General features: G+C 58.4%; 15 protein-coding genes. 8 read left to right on the forward strand and 7 right to left on the reverse strand.

What is annotated here, in order from left to right; all coding sequences use genetic code 11:
• Positions 1–20: 20 nt before the first annotated feature.
• The 8 genes from AWM69_RS14985 to AWM69_RS15020 all read left to right on the forward strand — a co-directional run bounded on the left by AWM69_RS14985 (position 21) and on the right by AWM69_RS15020 (position 6,838).
• Positions 21–494 (forward strand): FxsA family protein, encoded by a 474-nt coding sequence (locus tag AWM69_RS14985; protein WP_131652368.1) that lies wholly within the window; start codon positions 21–23, stop codon positions 492–494.
• A 246-nt stretch (positions 495–740) separates the two neighbouring features.
• Positions 741–1,034 (forward strand): co-chaperone GroES, encoded by a 294-nt coding sequence (locus tag AWM69_RS14990; protein ID WP_016779794.1) that lies wholly within the window; start codon positions 741–743, stop codon positions 1,032–1,034.
• 49 nt (positions 1,035–1,083) lie between these two features.
• Positions 1,084–2,730 (forward strand): chaperonin GroEL, encoded by a 1,647-nt coding sequence (gene groL, locus AWM69_RS14995; protein ID WP_131652369.1) that lies wholly within the window; start codon positions 1,084–1,086, stop codon positions 2,728–2,730.
• A 332-nt stretch (positions 2,731–3,062) separates the two neighbouring features.
• A complete protein-coding gene (gene colR, locus AWM69_RS15000) occupies positions 3,063–3,746 on the forward strand; it encodes a two-component system response regulator ColR (protein ID WP_048377946.1) in 684 nt (227 codons plus the stop codon).
• Positions 3,736–5,016 carry a HAMP domain-containing sensor histidine kinase gene (locus AWM69_RS15005; protein WP_218727360.1) on the forward strand — a complete coding sequence of 427 codons (1,281 nt, stop codon included), beginning with the start codon at positions 3,736–3,738 and terminating at the stop codon, positions 5,014–5,016. Before colR ends, AWM69_RS15005 begins: the two co-directional genes overlap by 11 nt.
• A gap of 194 nt (positions 5,017–5,210) precedes the next feature.
• On the forward strand, positions 5,211–5,891 hold the full coding sequence (locus AWM69_RS15010) for a class I SAM-dependent methyltransferase (protein ID WP_218727362.1): 681 nt from the start codon (positions 5,211–5,213) through the stop codon (positions 5,889–5,891).
• A 3-nt stretch (positions 5,892–5,894) separates the two neighbouring features.
• Complete coding sequence (locus tag AWM69_RS15015) at positions 5,895–6,611, forward strand: lipopolysaccharide kinase InaA family protein (RefSeq protein WP_131652371.1); 717 nt, start codon at positions 5,895–5,897, stop codon at positions 6,609–6,611.
• A complete protein-coding gene (locus AWM69_RS15020; RefSeq protein ID WP_131652372.1) occupies positions 6,611–6,838 on the forward strand; it encodes a hypothetical protein in 228 nt (75 codons plus the stop codon). The genes AWM69_RS15015 and AWM69_RS15020 overlap by 1 nt, the downstream gene beginning before the upstream one ends.
• A gap of 122 nt (positions 6,839–6,960) precedes the next feature.
• Here the strand turns inward: AWM69_RS15020 and AWM69_RS15025 are convergent, their stop codons facing one another.
• From AWM69_RS15025 to AWM69_RS15055, 7 genes are all read right to left on the reverse strand, one after another.
• Positions 6,961–8,058 (reverse strand): DUF1513 domain-containing protein, encoded by a 1,098-nt coding sequence (locus AWM69_RS15025; protein ID WP_218727363.1) that lies wholly within the window; start codon positions 8,056–8,058, stop codon positions 6,961–6,963.
• A 14-nt stretch (positions 8,059–8,072) separates the two neighbouring features.
• Complete coding sequence (locus AWM69_RS15030; protein ID WP_218727365.1) at positions 8,073–9,137, reverse strand: imelysin family protein; 1,065 nt, start codon at positions 9,135–9,137, stop codon at positions 8,073–8,075.
• Between the two features lie 26 nt (positions 9,138–9,163).
• Positions 9,164–10,585 carry a di-heme oxidoredictase family protein gene (locus tag AWM69_RS15035; RefSeq protein WP_131652375.1) on the reverse strand — a complete coding sequence of 474 codons (1,422 nt, stop codon included), beginning with the start codon at positions 10,583–10,585 and terminating at the stop codon, positions 9,164–9,166.
• A gap of 304 nt (positions 10,586–10,889) precedes the next feature.
• Entirely contained in the window at positions 10,890–12,233 is a 1,344-nt protein-coding gene (locus tag AWM69_RS15040) for an imelysin family protein (RefSeq protein WP_218727366.1), read from the reverse strand.
• 162 nt (positions 12,234–12,395) lie between these two features.
• On the reverse strand, positions 12,396–14,480 hold the full coding sequence (locus tag AWM69_RS15045; protein ID WP_373274328.1) for a putative bifunctional diguanylate cyclase/phosphodiesterase: 2,085 nt from the start codon (positions 14,478–14,480) through the stop codon (positions 12,396–12,398).
• 183 nt (positions 14,481–14,663) lie between these two features.
• A complete protein-coding gene (locus tag AWM69_RS15050) occupies positions 14,664–15,260 on the reverse strand; it encodes a superoxide dismutase (protein ID WP_218727369.1) in 597 nt (198 codons plus the stop codon).
• Positions 15,261–15,567: 307 nt separating this feature from the next.
• Positions 15,568–16,170: a LysE/ArgO family amino acid transporter gene (locus AWM69_RS15055; RefSeq protein ID WP_048377935.1), complete on the reverse strand. Its 603-nt coding sequence runs from the start codon at positions 16,168–16,170 to the stop codon at positions 15,568–15,570.
• Between the last annotated feature and the right edge of the window lie 65 nt (positions 16,171–16,235).

Raw genomic sequence — 16,235 nt, forward strand, 5'->3', positions numbered from 1 at the left:
TTCCGGAGAGGAATCATTTGATGCGCGCTTTTCTATTGCTCTTTCTGTTGTTTCCAGTGCTAGAGCTGTACGTTTTTTTCAAGGTCAGCACCGCTATCGGGTTTTTCCCGGCGTTGCTGCTGATCATTGCCGGCTCCATGCTGGGTATTCTGGTGGTTCGTCTTGCCGGCCTGGCCACGGCCCTGAGCGCCCGTGCCAGTCTCAATCGCGGAGAACTGCCAGCCCAGCAAATGCTTGAAGGCCTGATGCTGGCCCTGGGTGGCGGCCTGTTGGTACTTCCGGGCTTCATCAGTGATGTGGCCGGCCTGTTGCTGCTGCTCCCGCCGGTACGCCGTTTTCTGGTCAACCGTCTGCGCAAGCGCGCAGAAGAACAAGCCATTCGCCAGCGTGCTTTCGCTGACGAATTTCAAGCCCGGGCGCGCCCAGGCACCCATCAGCCCGTTGGCCGCGAACCCAATGTGATTGAAGGTGAGTTCGAACACCGCGACAAGTAAGGCACTTCATCACTCCAGCACGGCACCTCAGGGGGCCGTGTTTGTTTTTCAAATGCTGCAAATCGCTAAAAAAATTCGTGGGTATGCCCTTGTAATAGGTGGATACGCCCTTATGTAACGGACACCGCAGGGTTTTGCTGGAAACAGCAGTCACCCTTCAGCGAATCGCACCCGGCATTTCCGGAACTGCAAACCCAGCCGGTATTGACACCGGCCGATGAACACCACAATTAGGAGAGATCGACAATGAAGCTTCGTCCTCTGCATGACCGCGTCGTAATCCGTCGCAGCGAAGAAGAAAAGAAAACCGCTGGCGGTATCGTTCTGCCTGGTTCGGCTGCTGAAAAAGCCAACAGCGGTGAAGTCATTGCCGTTGGTACCGGTCGCGTTCTGGACAACGGTGAAGTGCGTGCACTGGCCGTTAAAGTGGGTGACAAGGTTGTGTTCGGTCCTTACTCCGGCAGCAACACTGTGAAAGTCGACGGCGAAGACCTGCTGGTGATGGCTGAGAACGAGATTCTCGCTGTTATCGAAGGCTGATTACCCGCTCATTTTCCCGTTACTACAAAGTATTTAAGGAAGAACGAACATGGCTGCTAAAGAAGTTAAATTCGGCGACTCCGCCCGTAAAAAAATGCTCGCCGGTGTAAACGTCCTGGCTGACGCAGTAAAAGCGACCCTGGGCCCTAAAGGCCGTAACGTGATCATCGAGAAGAGCTTCGGCGCTCCGACCATCACCAAGGACGGCGTTTCCGTCGCTAAAGAAATCGAACTGGAAGACCGTTTCGAAAACATGGGCGCGCAGCTGGTCAAAGACGTTGCCTCCCGTGCCAACGATGACGCGGGCGACGGTACTACCACCGCCACCGTTCTGGCTCAGGCAATCGTCAACGAAGGCTACAAAGCCGTCGCTGCCGGCATGAACCCGATGGACCTCAAGCGCGGCATCGACAAGGCGACCATCGCCATCGTTGCTGAGCTGAAAAACCTGTCCAAGCCATGCGCTGACACCAAGGCTATCGCTCAGGTAGGCACCATCTCCGCCAACTCCGACAGCTCCATCGGCGACATCATTGCCGAAGCCATGGAAAAAGTCGGCAAAGAAGGCGTGATCACCGTTGAAGAAGGCACTGGCCTGGAAAACGAACTGTCGGTTGTAGAAGGCATGCAGTTCGACCGTGGCTACCTGTCCCCGTACTTCGTCAACAAGCCGGACACCATGGTTGCCGAGCTGGATAGCCCGCTGATCCTGCTGGTTGACAAAAAAATCTCCAACATCCGCGAAATGCTGCCAGTACTGGAAGCCGTTGCTAAAGCCGGCCGCCCACTGCTGATCGTTTCCGAAGACGTTGAAGGCGAAGCCCTGGCGACCCTGGTTGTGAACAACATGCGTGGCATCGTTAAAGTCGCAGCCGTCAAGGCTCCAGGCTTCGGCGACCGTCGCAAGGCCATGCTGCAGGACATCGCTGTATTGACCGGCGGTACCGTTATCTCTGAAGAGATCGGCCTGAGCCTTGAAAGCGCCACCCTGGAAAACCTGGGCAGTGCCAAGCGCGTGACCATCTCCAAAGAAAACACCATCATCGTTGACGGTGCTGGCGTAGAACAGGATATCCAGGCTCGCATCACCCAGATCCGTGCCCAGGTTGCCGAAACTTCGTCCGACTACGACCGTGAAAAACTGCAAGAGCGTCTGGCCAAGCTGTCCGGCGGCGTTGCAGTGATCAAGGTTGGCGCTGGTTCCGAAGTTGAAATGAAAGAGAAGAAAGCCCGCGTTGAAGACGCTCTGCACGCAACCCGTGCAGCCGTTGAAGAAGGCGTGGTACCTGGCGGTGGCGTTGCGCTGATCCGTGCTCTGGAAGCGCTGACAGGTCTGACTGGCGATAACGCTGACCAGAACGTCGGTATCGCTGTACTGCGTCGCGCTGTTGAAGCACCACTGCGCCAGATCGCTGCCAACTCCGGCGACGAGCCAAGCGTTGTGGTCAACGAAGTCAAGAACGGCAAAGGTAACTACGGTTACAACGCTGCGACTGGCATCTACGGCGACATGATCGAAATGGGCATCCTGGACCCTACCAAGGTGACTCGTTCCGCGTTGCAGGCAGCAGCCTCCATCGGTGGTCTGATCCTGACCACCGAAGCTGCCATTGCCGACAAGCCAAAGGCTGAAGGCGCAGGCGGCGGCGGTATGCCGGACATGGGCGGCATGGGTGGTATGGGCGGCATGATGTAAGCCAGCCTTACCCCTGTACCCAAAGCCCCGCACGGGTAACCGTGCGGGGCTTTTTTGTGGCTGTTTTGCAGAGCGATCGGCCGGTCCGGATCGCGGGTCAGCGCTCTGCAATCCCGGGCGTGCGCAACTGCAAGGGTGGAGGGTAAGCCTGTGGGGAAATCAGTATGAGCAGGCTATTGTCTGTGGAGAATGAAGTTCGAGTGAAAAAACCGTTAAATCCCCGAAGACGGCAACTAAGTTGTGTAAGCGCCTTGCGATGCTGGCTCTCAGCGGATCTTCGCTCTAAGCTGCGCGGGCCAAGACGGCCGTAACTGTGTACGGAGAAAATGCCCATGCGAATTCTACTGGTTGAAGATAACCGCGACATCCTGGCCAATCTGGCGGATTACCTGGGAATGAAAGGCTATACCGTTGACTGTGCGCAGGATGGTTTGTCTGGCCTGCACCTGGCTGCCACAGAGCATTACGACTTGATCGTGCTCGACATCATGCTGCCCGGTATCGATGGCTACACCTTGTGCAAGCGCCTGCGCGAAGATGCCCGCCGTGACACCCCGGTGATCATGCTGACTGCCCGCGATCAGTTGGACGATCGCCTGCAGGGCTTCAAGTCCGGCGCGGATGACTACCTGCTAAAACCCTTTGCCCTGTCGGAACTGGCGGCGCGTATTGAGGCGGTATTGCGTCGGGCCCAGGGTGGAGGGCGCCGCGAGCTGCAGGTGGCCGATCTGAAATATGACCTCGACACCCTCGAAGTCTCGCGTGAAGGCCGGACGCTCAAGCTCAACCCGGTCGGGTTGAAATTGTTGGCCGTGCTGATGCAAAAGAGCCCGCACGTATTACGTCGTGAGGTGCTGGAGGAAGCGCTATGGGGCGATGATTGCCCTGACAGCGATAGCCTGCGCAGCCACGTACACCAATTACGCCAAGTGATAGACAAACCGTTCGACAAGCCGTTGCTGCAAACGGTGCACGGTGTCGGCTATCGCCTCGCCGAGTTGCGCGATGGAGTTTAAGCAAAGTCTTGCCCAGCGGATCATCATCGCCTTTGCGCTGATGAGTGCGCTGGTGGCGGGCACATTCGCCATGGGCATTGTTGCCACCGTGCACCTGGTCGAGGAAAAACTGATCTCGGCTGGATTGGGGGGCGATCTGCAGCGCCTTTTGATGATGGACAGCGTGTCCGACTGGAATCATCGTCCAGAGCCGGATCAACTGTTTTACTTCAGTGGCGGGCGCGGTGATTTTGCCCTGCCCAAAGACTTGCGCCATCTGGACCCGGGTTTTCACGAGGTGTTCAGGGACCAGTTGTCGTACCACGCGATGGTGGAAGTGGTAGATGGACGGCGCTACGTGTTGCTGCAGGACCAAAGCGATTTTGAAGAGCGCGAGCGCGTGCTGTTTGCAGTGGTACTGGTCGGCTTCGTTCTGGCGCTTGCGCTGGCGGTTTGTCTGGGCTGGCTGTTGGCGCGCCGAGTGATGGCGCCGGTAGTGCGCCTGGCACGTCAGGTGCGTCATCGTGATCAATTGCTGGGGCTGGCGCCACCACTGGCGCCTGACTACGCGGCGGATGAAGTCGGAGAACTGGCCGTGGCATTCGATGCCACATTGGGCCGCTTGCGTGAAACACTGACCCGGGAGCGGCTGTTTACCAGCGATGTCAGTCACGAGCTACGTACACCCTTGATGGTGCTGGCAAGCTCTTGTGAATTGTTGCTGGAGAGCCCTTCGCTGGATCAGCGCAGTCGCTCGCAAGTGGAGCGTATTTCCCGCGCCTGCGAGGAAATGCGCGAACTGGTGCAGACGTTCCTGATGCTGGCCAGGGCGCAACATGAAGACGCGAACGTTTCGCCGACCGTGACCCTGACCACCGTGGCTGAAGGCTTGATCAGCCTGTGGCGGGGGCCGATCGAGGCCAAAGGCCTGGCGCTGATCTACGACCCGGGCAGCCCACTGGACACGCGTTACAACGCTACGCTCCTGCATGCTGTCATGGGGAATCTGTTGCGCAATGCCCTGCATTACACCGATACCGGTTTTATTCGATTGAGCCTCGAACCCACGGGGTTTGTGGTGGAAGACAGTGGCGTGGGGATTCCTGAAGAAAAACGCCTGGCCATGTTCCAGCCCTTTGTCCGCGGCAGTGAAAAGCGTGGCGAAGGATTGGGCTTGGGTCTGTCGCTGGTGCAACGGATCTGTGAAAGCCAGGCGTGGCGCGTTTCGTTGACCACGATGGAACCCAACGGTTGCCGTTTCCACGTCGAACTTGACCCTGACGGTGCCTGAACTGCCACGGCCCGCGTCCTGCGGGCCGTATTTCGGTGCTGAAGGCAATGGGTGGTGGCCCTATGCCATTGTCTGTTCCCTGTAAAACCTTGCAAAATTTAGCGGCGCCAGAGACGAAATTTTCACTTGACGATGACCTGATGCTCACGGGCTGCTCCTTAGTATGGCGCCCATAAGCATCAGGAGTGCCTGTCATGGGACCGTCAATCAAGCTCAGGTTTTCCGAGAAGTACGATCAGCAGCACGCCGCTGAATATCTATTGAAACACCAGGACGGACTCGCTCGTCGCGTTTCGCATGCGCGTGATGTACAGCTGGCGCGTCGTGCCTTGAAGCTGGCGGCAGATCCTCAGGTCGTGCTGGATCTGCCGTGCGGCGCAGGACGGTTTTGGCCATTGCTGGCTGAAAAGACCGGGCGGGAGATCATCGGTGCAGACAATTCGGCCTCCATGCTGGAGGTCGCGTCTCTGGCTCAACCCGCAGAGGTGGTCAAACGGGTACGGCGTTTGCAGACGTCTGCTTTCGATATAAATCTGCCAGACAACGCGGTGGACAGTATTTTTTGCATGCGCCTGTTGCACCACGTGGGTGATGCAAACCATCGAATGGCTCTATTGCGGGAGTTTCATCGCGTCAGCCGTGACAGTGTGATTGTGTCTTTGTGGGTCGATGGCAACTTCAAGGCGTGGAGACGCAAGCGTCTTGAGCGCCAGAGGGCGGATGCCCCTGAGCAGGACAGTTACCAAAATCGTTATGTGTTACCAGCGGCTACAGTGGAAGCGGAGTTTAAAAAGGCCGGTTTCAACATTCGGAATCATTTGGATTTTATCCCGTACTACGCGATGTGGCGGGTTTACGTATTGAGCAAGAGGTAGAGCATGGCCGTTGATTTTGCACAGCATTCCCCATCGGTGACCGAAGACCTGTTTGAGTTCTACTGGAACCAGCAAGGCGAATGGGTCGAGGAACCCAACCGGCGTCGTGGGGGGGAGAGTGGTGTGCAGCGCATTCACGATGCCAATGGGCGGTTGCTCTATGTCAAACGCCAGGTCGGGCATATCTACCGCAGCTGGCGTTACCCGCTGGGTCGTCCCACGGTCCTGCGTGAGCGTGATGCCCTTCAGGCATTGCAGCGTCTGGCGGTGGGCGTGCCAGAGCTGGTGTACTGCGGCGCACGGCAAGGCGCAGACAAGCAATGGCGGGCATTGCTGGTGACTGCAGCCCTGGACGGTTTTGTCGAAATTGATAATTGGTATGCCGCCGGTGAACGTGAGCGCCACGGCGAAACTGTACATGACCGTGTGCTTGAAACCATTGCCCAGACCCTGGCGCGGATGCACCTGGGGCGGTGGCAACATGGCTGCCTGTATCCCAAGCATGTGTTCGTTCGGGTCATCGGTAGCGGTGACACTGCGCAGGTGAATATAGCCCTGCTGGACCTGGAAAAAAGCCGTCAACGTCTCACGCCCTACAAGGCGGCCTCGCACGATCTCAAACAGCTTCGTCGCCATTCGTCGTGGAATGCCAACGACTGGAACAAACTGAACTACTTTTATGAAACGGTGTTTGGCAGCGCCATCAAAGGGTTACGGTGATGAGGCGAGAAATAGCACGAAGTTTGTTTTTGCTGGCGGCTCTGGCCATCGCTTCTGTGGCGATGGCAGCCTGGGAAGAACCCCGGCTTGAGGTGTTAAGTTCGGCAACCAGCGGGACGTATTGCCCGTTGCCGCGAATGGCTAAAGTAACGACGGTGGCGCAACCTGATCATCAACTGCTGCTGTTTATGTTCGGAATGTCCCAAGGGCTGCGACCGCAGGGCTGATACGTCCTGTAGCCTCTGCCGCAGGCTGCGAAAAGGGCCCGGGGCCTTCGCTCGGGGTTGCTATACAGCCTGTCGCAGCCTTCGGCAGTGGCTACAAGCCCCCGGTTCGGCCCTGGTGGCGTTTACATGACGTGCAAATGGTTGTCCCAGAGCCCGGACGGCAAGTCCAGCGGTTTGGCTGTCAGGGGCATCTGACGACAATCGTAGAAACGGCATCGGCCTTGACCGGATGTGACGACAAAACCTTCTTTCACCGCGCCGACCCCGGCACAGTCCGGCAAGGGTGCATCCAGGCGCAAGGCGCCACTGTCCAGATCCCAGACAAAGAACCGATTGCCTCGCGGAGCGGTGAGTGCGACCAGTCGCAGCTCACTGTGAACCGCGACACTGGCTGTGTAATGGCCCATCGCACGCAGTTGTGCTTCATCTACCGGAAACGCTTCGAACGCTTGCCCGGGGCGCTTGATGGCCAGTAATTCGGACAGTTCGTGGGCATCGCCCATGAACTGCTGACACGCCACCACCGTGCCGTCGCTGGCAATGCCCAAATGCCGAACGCTGTTCATTTGCTGGCTCAGGGTTTCCTTGCTCAGCAGGGTGCCATCGCGTTGCATTAGCACCAGGCTGGGCTCCATCGCATTCAGGTTCATCTCGACCCGGCTTTCGGCCTCGGTACGAATACCACCATTGGCCACGACCAGTGTTTCGCCGTCCGGCATCCACGACACCTGATGCGGGCCCACGCCGTGGGTCGGGATTTCGCCGCTGTGGATCAGGCGTTCGCCTTCAAAGCGATAAACCCCCAGCAACCCTCGACCCGGGTCGGTGGTGTCATTTTCAGTGGCGTACAGCCATTCACCATCCTTGTGAATCACCGCATGGCCATAGAAATGGCGGTTGGGCAGGGACGTCACGGTTTGCAGCAACTGCCCGTCATTCAGGTTGATCAGGTAGCTTTCGGTGCCGGGGCGCCGGGCCACGAACAGGGCAATGGGCAGTGTCGGATGGTTGATGATGTCATGGCAGCGTTGGCCGACCCGGGTACTGAACACCCGGGTGCCGTCGAGTCGATAGCCGACGGCATAATGATTGCCGTCTGCATCGTCACGGGCACTCAATAGCAGCGAGGCCTGGCCTTTTTGCTTGAACAACGACCAGCCGCCCAGCGTGACTGCAGTCAGCAGCAAACTGCCAAGCTTAAGTGCTTGCCTGCGCATCATCGAACCTTCCCTCATCAATCGCCGTCGTTGGCGTTAAAGCCCAGCTGGATGCCGAGCGCTTTGGCCAGCTCACCTTCGTGCAGGCGGTGAACCACGTTCAGGCTGTCGTAGATGGCGTTCAGGTGGGCGCGACCGGCGTCATCAGCCAGCATCTCGTTGAGCGAACGCGGCTCGTCGTTGAACAGCTTGAGCGATGCCGCGTAGGCCGCATCGATTTTGTCGGCCAGTGGTTTTTGGTCAGACGGCAGCAAGCCGCGCAGGCCTTTGTTGTCGACCCCGAGCCATACGGTCTGGGCTGCTGCGAGGCTGGCTGCCAGGCTTTGCAGTGAGGATTCGCTGCGCCATGCATCGGCCTGGAACGGTTGAGGGATGCCCTTGCTCTGGCGGCCCATTGGCGTGCCGAGTTTTTTCTTCAGGGTGTCCAGTGCCGTCACTTGTACGCGCAGCAGGTCAGCGATGGCTTCGTGGGAATCGGCATAGCGCTGGTTCGGGAACTTGCTCATCTGGGCGAGCATGCCATCAGTGTTGTTCCAGCCCGCCAGGATTTCTTCGGCCAGCAGCTTTTGACGCTCGCCGATGGCGGTCAACAGCGGGCAGTAGCGGGCTTTTTGTGCAGCGTCAGCGAGATCGATCTTGCTGTCGAACAGAATGTACTCATAGGCCGACAAGCCCTGAACCACAACGCTGGACTTGGCCAGTGCCGCGGCATCGATCTGCGGCTGGGCAATCACCAGTTGCTCGACCTGACGCCCCACAAGGTTCTTTTTGTCCGGCCAGAACTGAACCTGCCAGGAGCGATTGCCCTCAGCCAGCGGCCCGATCAGCAGCGGTTGCAACTCGGCCCAGGCTTTTTGCGCGTGCAAGTAATCAGCCTTGGCAGTTTCGAGTGTTTCCTTGCCCTGACAAAAGGCCAGGGCGCTGACTGCCAATTGGCGATCAGCTTCAACCCAGCGGGTGTAGGTGGGCAAAATCACTTGCTTGGCGATCGCGGCCGACGTCACGGCTTGAGGGTCTTGTGGCGAGCATGCGCCCAAGGCGAGGGCTGCAAGGCTGGTGAACAACAGTTTGGGTCGAAACATGTCGGGGTCCCCGGTGTTGTAAGACGTTAAAGAGAGTTCAGGAACGCCAGCAACGCAGCGCGCTGCTCGGCATTAAAGCGTAAAACCTGCTGCTTGGCCGGCTCGGCCTCGCCGCCGTGCCACAGCACGGCTTCAAGCAGGTTGCGGGCACGGCCATCGTGCAAAAACTGGGTGTGGCCACTGACGGCCTGGGTCAAACCAATGCCCCACAGGGGCGGCGTGCGCCAGTCGCGGCCACTGGCAGTAAATTCGGTGCGGTTGTCGGCCAGGCCTGGCCCCATGTCGTGCAACAGCAGGTCGCTGTAGGGGCGAATGACCTGGTTGGCCAGTTCCGGTTCAGCGGCAGTGGCTGATGTGGTGAATGACGGGGTATGGCACGAGGTGCAGCCGGTCTGATAGAACAGGTTTTTCCCGGCCAGCACCTGCGCAGAGCCCACATCACGTCGAGCCGGGACCCCGAGGTTGCGCGTATAGAATTCAACCAGACGCAGAATATTGTCGCTGACCTCGGGCTCACCGTCGGGGCCATTGCCGTTGGGTGCCTCGAGACAGGCGGTTTGGGTCGCAGTGCAATCATCAAACGGCCTCAGGGAGGTGGTCAGCCCCATGTCACCAGAAAACGCGTGAACATTTTGTTGATTGAGGTTCGGTTGACCTGCTTTCCAGCCAAAACGACCCAGCACCGTTTTTTGCTGAGCGTCATCCCACACCCGGTTAGGGCGTCCGTTGATGCCGTCGCGGTTATTGGCTTTGGCGTTGGCCAAAATCGCCTCGTCAGCAATTGCCTCCAGCAGCCCCAGCCCGATCATCGGCGGTGCAACCCGAGCCGAAACACGGGTGTCGGGATGCATCGGGCCATAGCCCAACTGGGTGATGTTCAACGTGGGCTTGCGTAATTCGACTTCGGTACCGTCTGTGAAACGCACGGTGACCGGCTCGTAATCGACCCGGACCTTGCCTTCGGGAGCCACGCCGGGCACCGCCATGTCTTGCAGTTGGCCGCCGTAAACGGGCTCGGGCACGATCCCGGCCTGTTCGATCAGCGTGGCGTAAGTGGGGTCGTTGGGGATCGACAGACGTACCAGCATCGACACGGCGTTCTTGGCGCCCGGTGCTGGCGGGTGTCCCCGGCCATCTTTGATATGGCAGTTCTGGCAGCCGTTGGTATTGAACAGCGGGCCCAGGCCATCACGTGCGGTGGTGGTGGACGGGGCCATCACCCAAGGGCTGCGAAAGAAGCTGTTGCCGACACTGAAGTCCAGGCGTCGAGTCGGGGAGAGATTTGCCGACGGCATGGAAAACGCATTGTGATCGCTTTTGCGCACTGTCGCAGCCCCGCCAGAGCGGGCTTCGCCGGGCTCGGGCTGGGTAAAGTGCGGGGCATCATCACAACCGCCAAGGCCAAGGGCCAGTAGCAGCAGAGAGACGCGAAGAGGCAGCGAAGGCATCGAGCGTCCAGTTCCGTGAGCAAAATCGAGGGCGCAAAGTTTAGCAGGGAAGCTGAATTGAAATAAGAGGAATTAGCGTTTGGTTTGACAGTTGGGTGTTCCGCTTTGTAGCCGTTGACAAGGGATGAGGCTGCAACCGGGTGCGAAGCAGCCGTAGAGCGCAGCACTCACTTTTTCTGATACGCCGAAGCGCTCGCTTGCGACCGCTGTGTTCAGCCTTCGCACCTCGCCAGCAGCGACGCAATGCAGTTTTAGGCCCACAAAAAAAGGCGGCCCGAAGGCCGCCTCATTCAAACCGGGCAGATCAGAAATCGTGATCGGCGTTGTCCGGGTTCAGGTCGCCGATGCCCAGCTTGCCGGCAGCCTGTTCGATGGCGGCGGTCTGCTTGACGAGGGCGGCGATGGCGTCACGTACTACCTGGTTGCCCGCTTCGTTACCGGCGGCAATCAGTTGGTCGTAATGCTCGCCCTTGTTGGCGCGATCAACCATGACCTGGATCTTGGTTTCGGTGTCGGCCAGATCGGATTTCAGCGTGGCGTCTGCGGTCGGGTCGATGACCACAACCAGCGACGACAGGCTTGGGCCGGTCATGGTGGTGCCATCAGCGCGGACATACTCGCCCAGGTACACGTTACGAATGCCTTTGGCATCGTAGAAGTGCGAGTTGTGCGTGTTGTCGCTGAAGCAGTCTTGCTCGTCTTCAGGGGAGTTGGCTTCCAGCGACACTTTCATGCGCTCGCCTGCCAGTTCGCCCAGCGACAAGCTGCCCATGCCGAACAGCATTTTGCGCAGACCGTTTTGTACCGGTTCGGCTTCCAGCGTGGCGCGGTAGTTGTCAGGCACGTTCGGTGCCCAGTTGCCGACCATTTCATTCAGGTCGTTGATCAGCAATTGAGTCACAGCCTTGAGGTAGGCGCGACGGCGATCATTGTGTCCACCGGTGGCGCCTTCGCCTTCAAGGTAGTCCGAAGCCGGGCGGTTGCCCGCACCAGGGCCGGTGCCGTTCAGATCCTGGCCCCACAGCAGGAATTCAATGGCGTGGTAGCCGGTGGCTACGTTGGCTTCAGAGCCGCCCAGTTCGTTCAGGCTGGCCAGGGTTTCAGGCGTGATTTCGGTCACGTCGACCTTGTCTTCGCCGACTTGAATCTGGGTGTTGGCGATGATGTTGGCGTTGGCTCCCGGGTTACCCAGTGCGTGGGCATAGCTGGAGTCGACGTAGTCGATCAGGCCTTCGTCCAGTGGCCAGGCGTTCACTTGGCCTTCCCAGTCATCAATGATGGTGTTGCCGAAGCGGAATACTTCGCTCTGCAGGTACGGTACGCGGGCTTCGACCCAAGCGGCCCTGGCAGCTTTCAGGGTTTCGTCGTTCGGCTTGGCCAGGAAGGCATCGATCGCGGTTTGCAGTTTTTTCGCAGTGGACTCGGCATCGCTGTACACGGCGTGAACGATGTCTGCGTAATGGGCTACAACTGCCTTGGCAGCAGCTTCGTCAACTTTGGCTGCGCTGACATCGGAAGCGGGTGTCGCGGAGCTGGCGGTTGCCGGCGTTGGCGCCGTCGCGGCTTTTTCCTGGTCCTTGTCGCCACAACCGGCGAGTGAAATAGCAATGGCCAGCAGACTGGCGGTGGCCAGAGGCATACGAATCATGGCGAAAATCCTGCTTCGAGAGGTGGGACAAGCGTGCGACTGCACACAGAACATGCCACATGATGCGAAAGATTTGCATTTTGTGTAAAGGGTTAGCGTTGTAAATATTTCTTATTTACTTTGTGTCTGGTCCAGCGCATTGGTCAATTCAGAAATTGCTGCTTACACAATCAGTGGATTGCAGTGCTGCGCCTGTTTCAGGTACAGGCTCATCTCACCTGCATTCAAGGGTTTGCTGTACAGGTAACCCTGGCCTTCATGACAGCCTTCACGGATGACATAGGCTTCCTGTTCAAGGGTTTCGACCCCTTCTGCAATGACTTGCATCCCCAGGTTATGACCCAGCTGAATGATGGTGCGCACGATGGTTGCATCGTCGTCAGCTTCATTCAGGTCTTGCACGAAGCTTTTATCGATCTTGATTTTGTCGAGTGGCAGGGTCTTGAGGTAGTTCAGTGATGAATAGCCCGTGCCGAAGTCATCGATCGCAATCAGTGCCCCGCAATGCCGCAGGCTCAACAAGTGCTCAGCGGCGATATTGATGTCTTCCATCAGGCTGGTTTCGGTGACTTCCAGCTCAAGGCTGTGGGCTGGCAGGCGGTAGCGCTGCAATAGCGTATTGACCATCCGTGGCAGCCCGGCGTGATGGAGCTGCACCGTGGACAGATTGACCGCCATGCGCAGTTCACCAAGGCCCTGAACATGCCATTCACGCAACTGATGACAGGCCCGGTCCAGAACCCACTCGCCAATGGCAATGATGCTGGCGTTTTTTTCTGCCAGGGGGATGAACACATCGGGGGCAATCATCCCGTGTACGGGGTGTTTCCAGCGCAACAAGGCTTCGACACCGACCACGCGGTGGTCGCTGTAGCGGATCTGCGGCTGGTAGACGAGATAGAGCTGATCGCGCGGCAGGGCTTCGCCCAGGTCTTTTTCCAGCTCGCGTATGCGGCGCATCTCACGGTCGACGCTGGCGATATAAAACTGGTAGCGCCCGCGTGAGCTGCTTTTGGCCAGCGTCATGGTCTGCTCGGCTCTTTGCAGCAGCTGTTCACTGGTATCGCCATCTTCCGGGAACAGGGTAATACCGATCGTGGCGCGCAGGCGGATGCTTTGCGGGTTCAGGCAGAACGGGTTTTCCAGGTCATCCAGAATACTTTGCGCCAGCTCGGCGGCTTCATAAGGGTGTTCGATGTGGGCCGGCACCAATGCGAACTGGTCGCCCCCGAGGCGCGCCAGAGCGCCCAGGCTTGCATTGTGCACGCGCATGCGATCGGTCAGGGCTTGCAGCAATTGATCGCCGGCCTGATACCCATACTGTTCATTGATACTCTTGAAGTCATCCAGCCCGACGCACAGCACCGCGACGCGGCGTTGCGACCGGCCGGCATCGACAAGGATTTTGCCCAGCAGCGTCTGCAATTGCTGGCGGTTCGGCAGTCCGGTCAGAAAATCGTACTCAGCCATGCGCAACAAGGAGTTTTCGGCTTCATGGCGCAGCCGCGTATTACGCTCTATCGAGGCCAGCAACTGGTTGGCAGTGTTGACCCAGATCCCCAATTCGTTGCGCTCATGGCCCTTGATATGTGGCAGTACGCGCTCACCGGGGCGATCCGGGTTGATGCTGGCCAGATGCTCAATGATGTGTGACAGCGGGCGTGTCAGCAGCCAGTGATAAACCAGGTACAGCACCAGCCCCATCAACAGGGCACGCAATACACCCGAGATGAAAAGGATCAGGGCATTGAGCAAAAAGGCCTGGCCGTAGGTGGCCGTGTCGAGGGTAATGCTCAGGTCACCGTAGTACTCGCTGAAAGGTTCGCGACTCACCAGCGCAGTTGTGAACGTGCGTTCCTTTCCCATGATTAAATCGGTCAGCCAGCGGCTGGGCGAGTCATCCAGGGGGCGTGATTTTTCGGCCAGGGTGGTTTCGTTCGGGTGGCCGATAGAGGCATGACGCACAGCCGTATCCTGGAAAAGCCCTTCAATGACCTGCATCCCCATTTCTCGGTCCAGGCTATACACCGCCTGCGTCGATGGATCGCGAAACATGTCGAGGATGCGTTCGGCGTCCACTTCGACCGAATGTCGCGTCTTGTATGCGTCGAAAACAATCTGTGCGCAGCTCAGTACGCCGCCTACGGCCAATGCCGCTAGCAGCACGATTCGTAATAACGTGACCGACAGGCTATTTTTGAGGTCCCGCTTCAAAGGGCTATTCCTTGTTCCTTGCCGACAATGCATGGGCCATGCCCCTGAATAATCCGTACGGACTTAGAGGGCAAGGCGTCGCGCAGCATCCTTACGATTTACGGGGTGGGCTTTTGTTCCCTGAGTTTGAATCGTAGAACAGAGTAATACTCGAGCGCTTTTATTCCGATCAAAAAAAACCCGGCCAATGCCGGGTTTTTTTACCTGGAGTCAGGCTTAAGCGGTGAAGGTTTTACCTTCGAACTGCTCGGCAACGAACTTCCAGTTAACGAGGTTCCAGAACGCTTCAACATACTTCGGACGTACGTTGCGGTAGTCGATGTAGTAAGCGTGTTCCCAAACGTCGCACGTCAGCAGCGGGGTATCGCCGCTGGTCAGCGGGTTGCCGGCACCGATGGTGCTGGCCAGCGCCAGGGAACCGTCAGCTTTCTTCACCAGCCAGCCCCAGCCGGAGCCGAAGGTGCCGATGGAAGTCTTGCTGAACTCTTCCTTGAACTTCTCGAACGAGCCGAACGAGGCGTTGATGGCATCAGCCAGGGCGCCGGTAGGCTCGCCGCCGCCGTTTGGCGTCATGCAGTTCCAGTAGAACGTGTGGTTCCAGACCTGAGCGGCGTTGTTGAAGATGCCGCCCGAGGAAGTCTTGACGATTTCTTCCAGGGTCTTGCCTTCGAACTCGGTGCCAGGCACCAGGTTGTTCAGGTTCACGACGTAGGTGTTGTGGTGCTTGTCGTGGTGATACTCCAGGGTCTCTTTGGAGATGTGCGGCTGCAGGGCATCGTGTGCGTACGGCAGCGGCGGCAATTCGAAAGCCATGATGGTTCTCCTAATCAGGTCAGTTGCGGTGAGCGCAAGGCCGATCACGGGCGGCCAAACACGCGCCGGGGAGTTTTTACTCCTTGCGGCGCAGGGCAAAGATCATAGCACCGGGGTGTCGGCTTAACCACGCAACAACTGTGTGGAATAGAGGTTCCAGCCCGATTGATATAAAAAGGGCTGTGATCTCACGGTGGGCGTGAACGTGCTCGAGATTGAATCGTCAGCGGAATGCCTGTTCGGATAATGCTCGCCCGTGCTGACGTTCTTTCCCAAGCCTGCCTGGCCCTCAAGACAGGCTAGCGGTTCAACCCGAGACGATCAATTGCACCGCCACGGTAAACATCATGACCGCAACCAACAGGTCCAGCAGCCGCCAGGTATTGGGCCGTGCCAGCCAGGGCGCCAGCCAGGCAGCCCCCAGTGCCAGGGTGAAAAACCACAGCAGCGACGCACTGGCCGCACCGACCACATACGCTCCGGGTACGCTTTGTTGTGCCCCCAGGGAGCCGATCAACAGCACCGTATCAAGGTAAACGTGCGGGTTGAGCAAGGTCACTGCCAGTGCACTGAGCATCACGGCCTTGAGCGAGCGCGCCGTGTGACCGGCCGACTGTTCCAGGCTGGAAGCAGAAAAGGCCCGCCGCAACGCCTGGGTGCCGTACCACAGTAAAAACACCGCGCCCCCCCAGCGTGCCACGCTCAGCAATACCGGGTTTTGCGCCAGAAGGGTAGCCAGCCCGAAGACGCCGGCGGCGACCAGCAACGCATCACACACCACGCAAAAAGCGGCCACGGGCAGGTGATGTTCACGGCGCAGGCTTTGCGCAAGTACGAATGCATTCTGGGTGCCGATGGCCATGATCAGGCCGAATGCGACCAACAGGCCATTCAAGTAGCTTTGCCACATAAGGTTTACTCGATAACGACAGCGTAAGTGAGGTTTGTTGCTGGCTATTCTCCGGCCCTTGACTG

The organism is Pseudomonas sp. D1HM (genome assembly GCF_019266105.1).
Taxonomy (GTDB): domain Bacteria; phylum Pseudomonadota; class Gammaproteobacteria; order Pseudomonadales; family Pseudomonadaceae; genus Aquipseudomonas; species Aquipseudomonas taetrolens.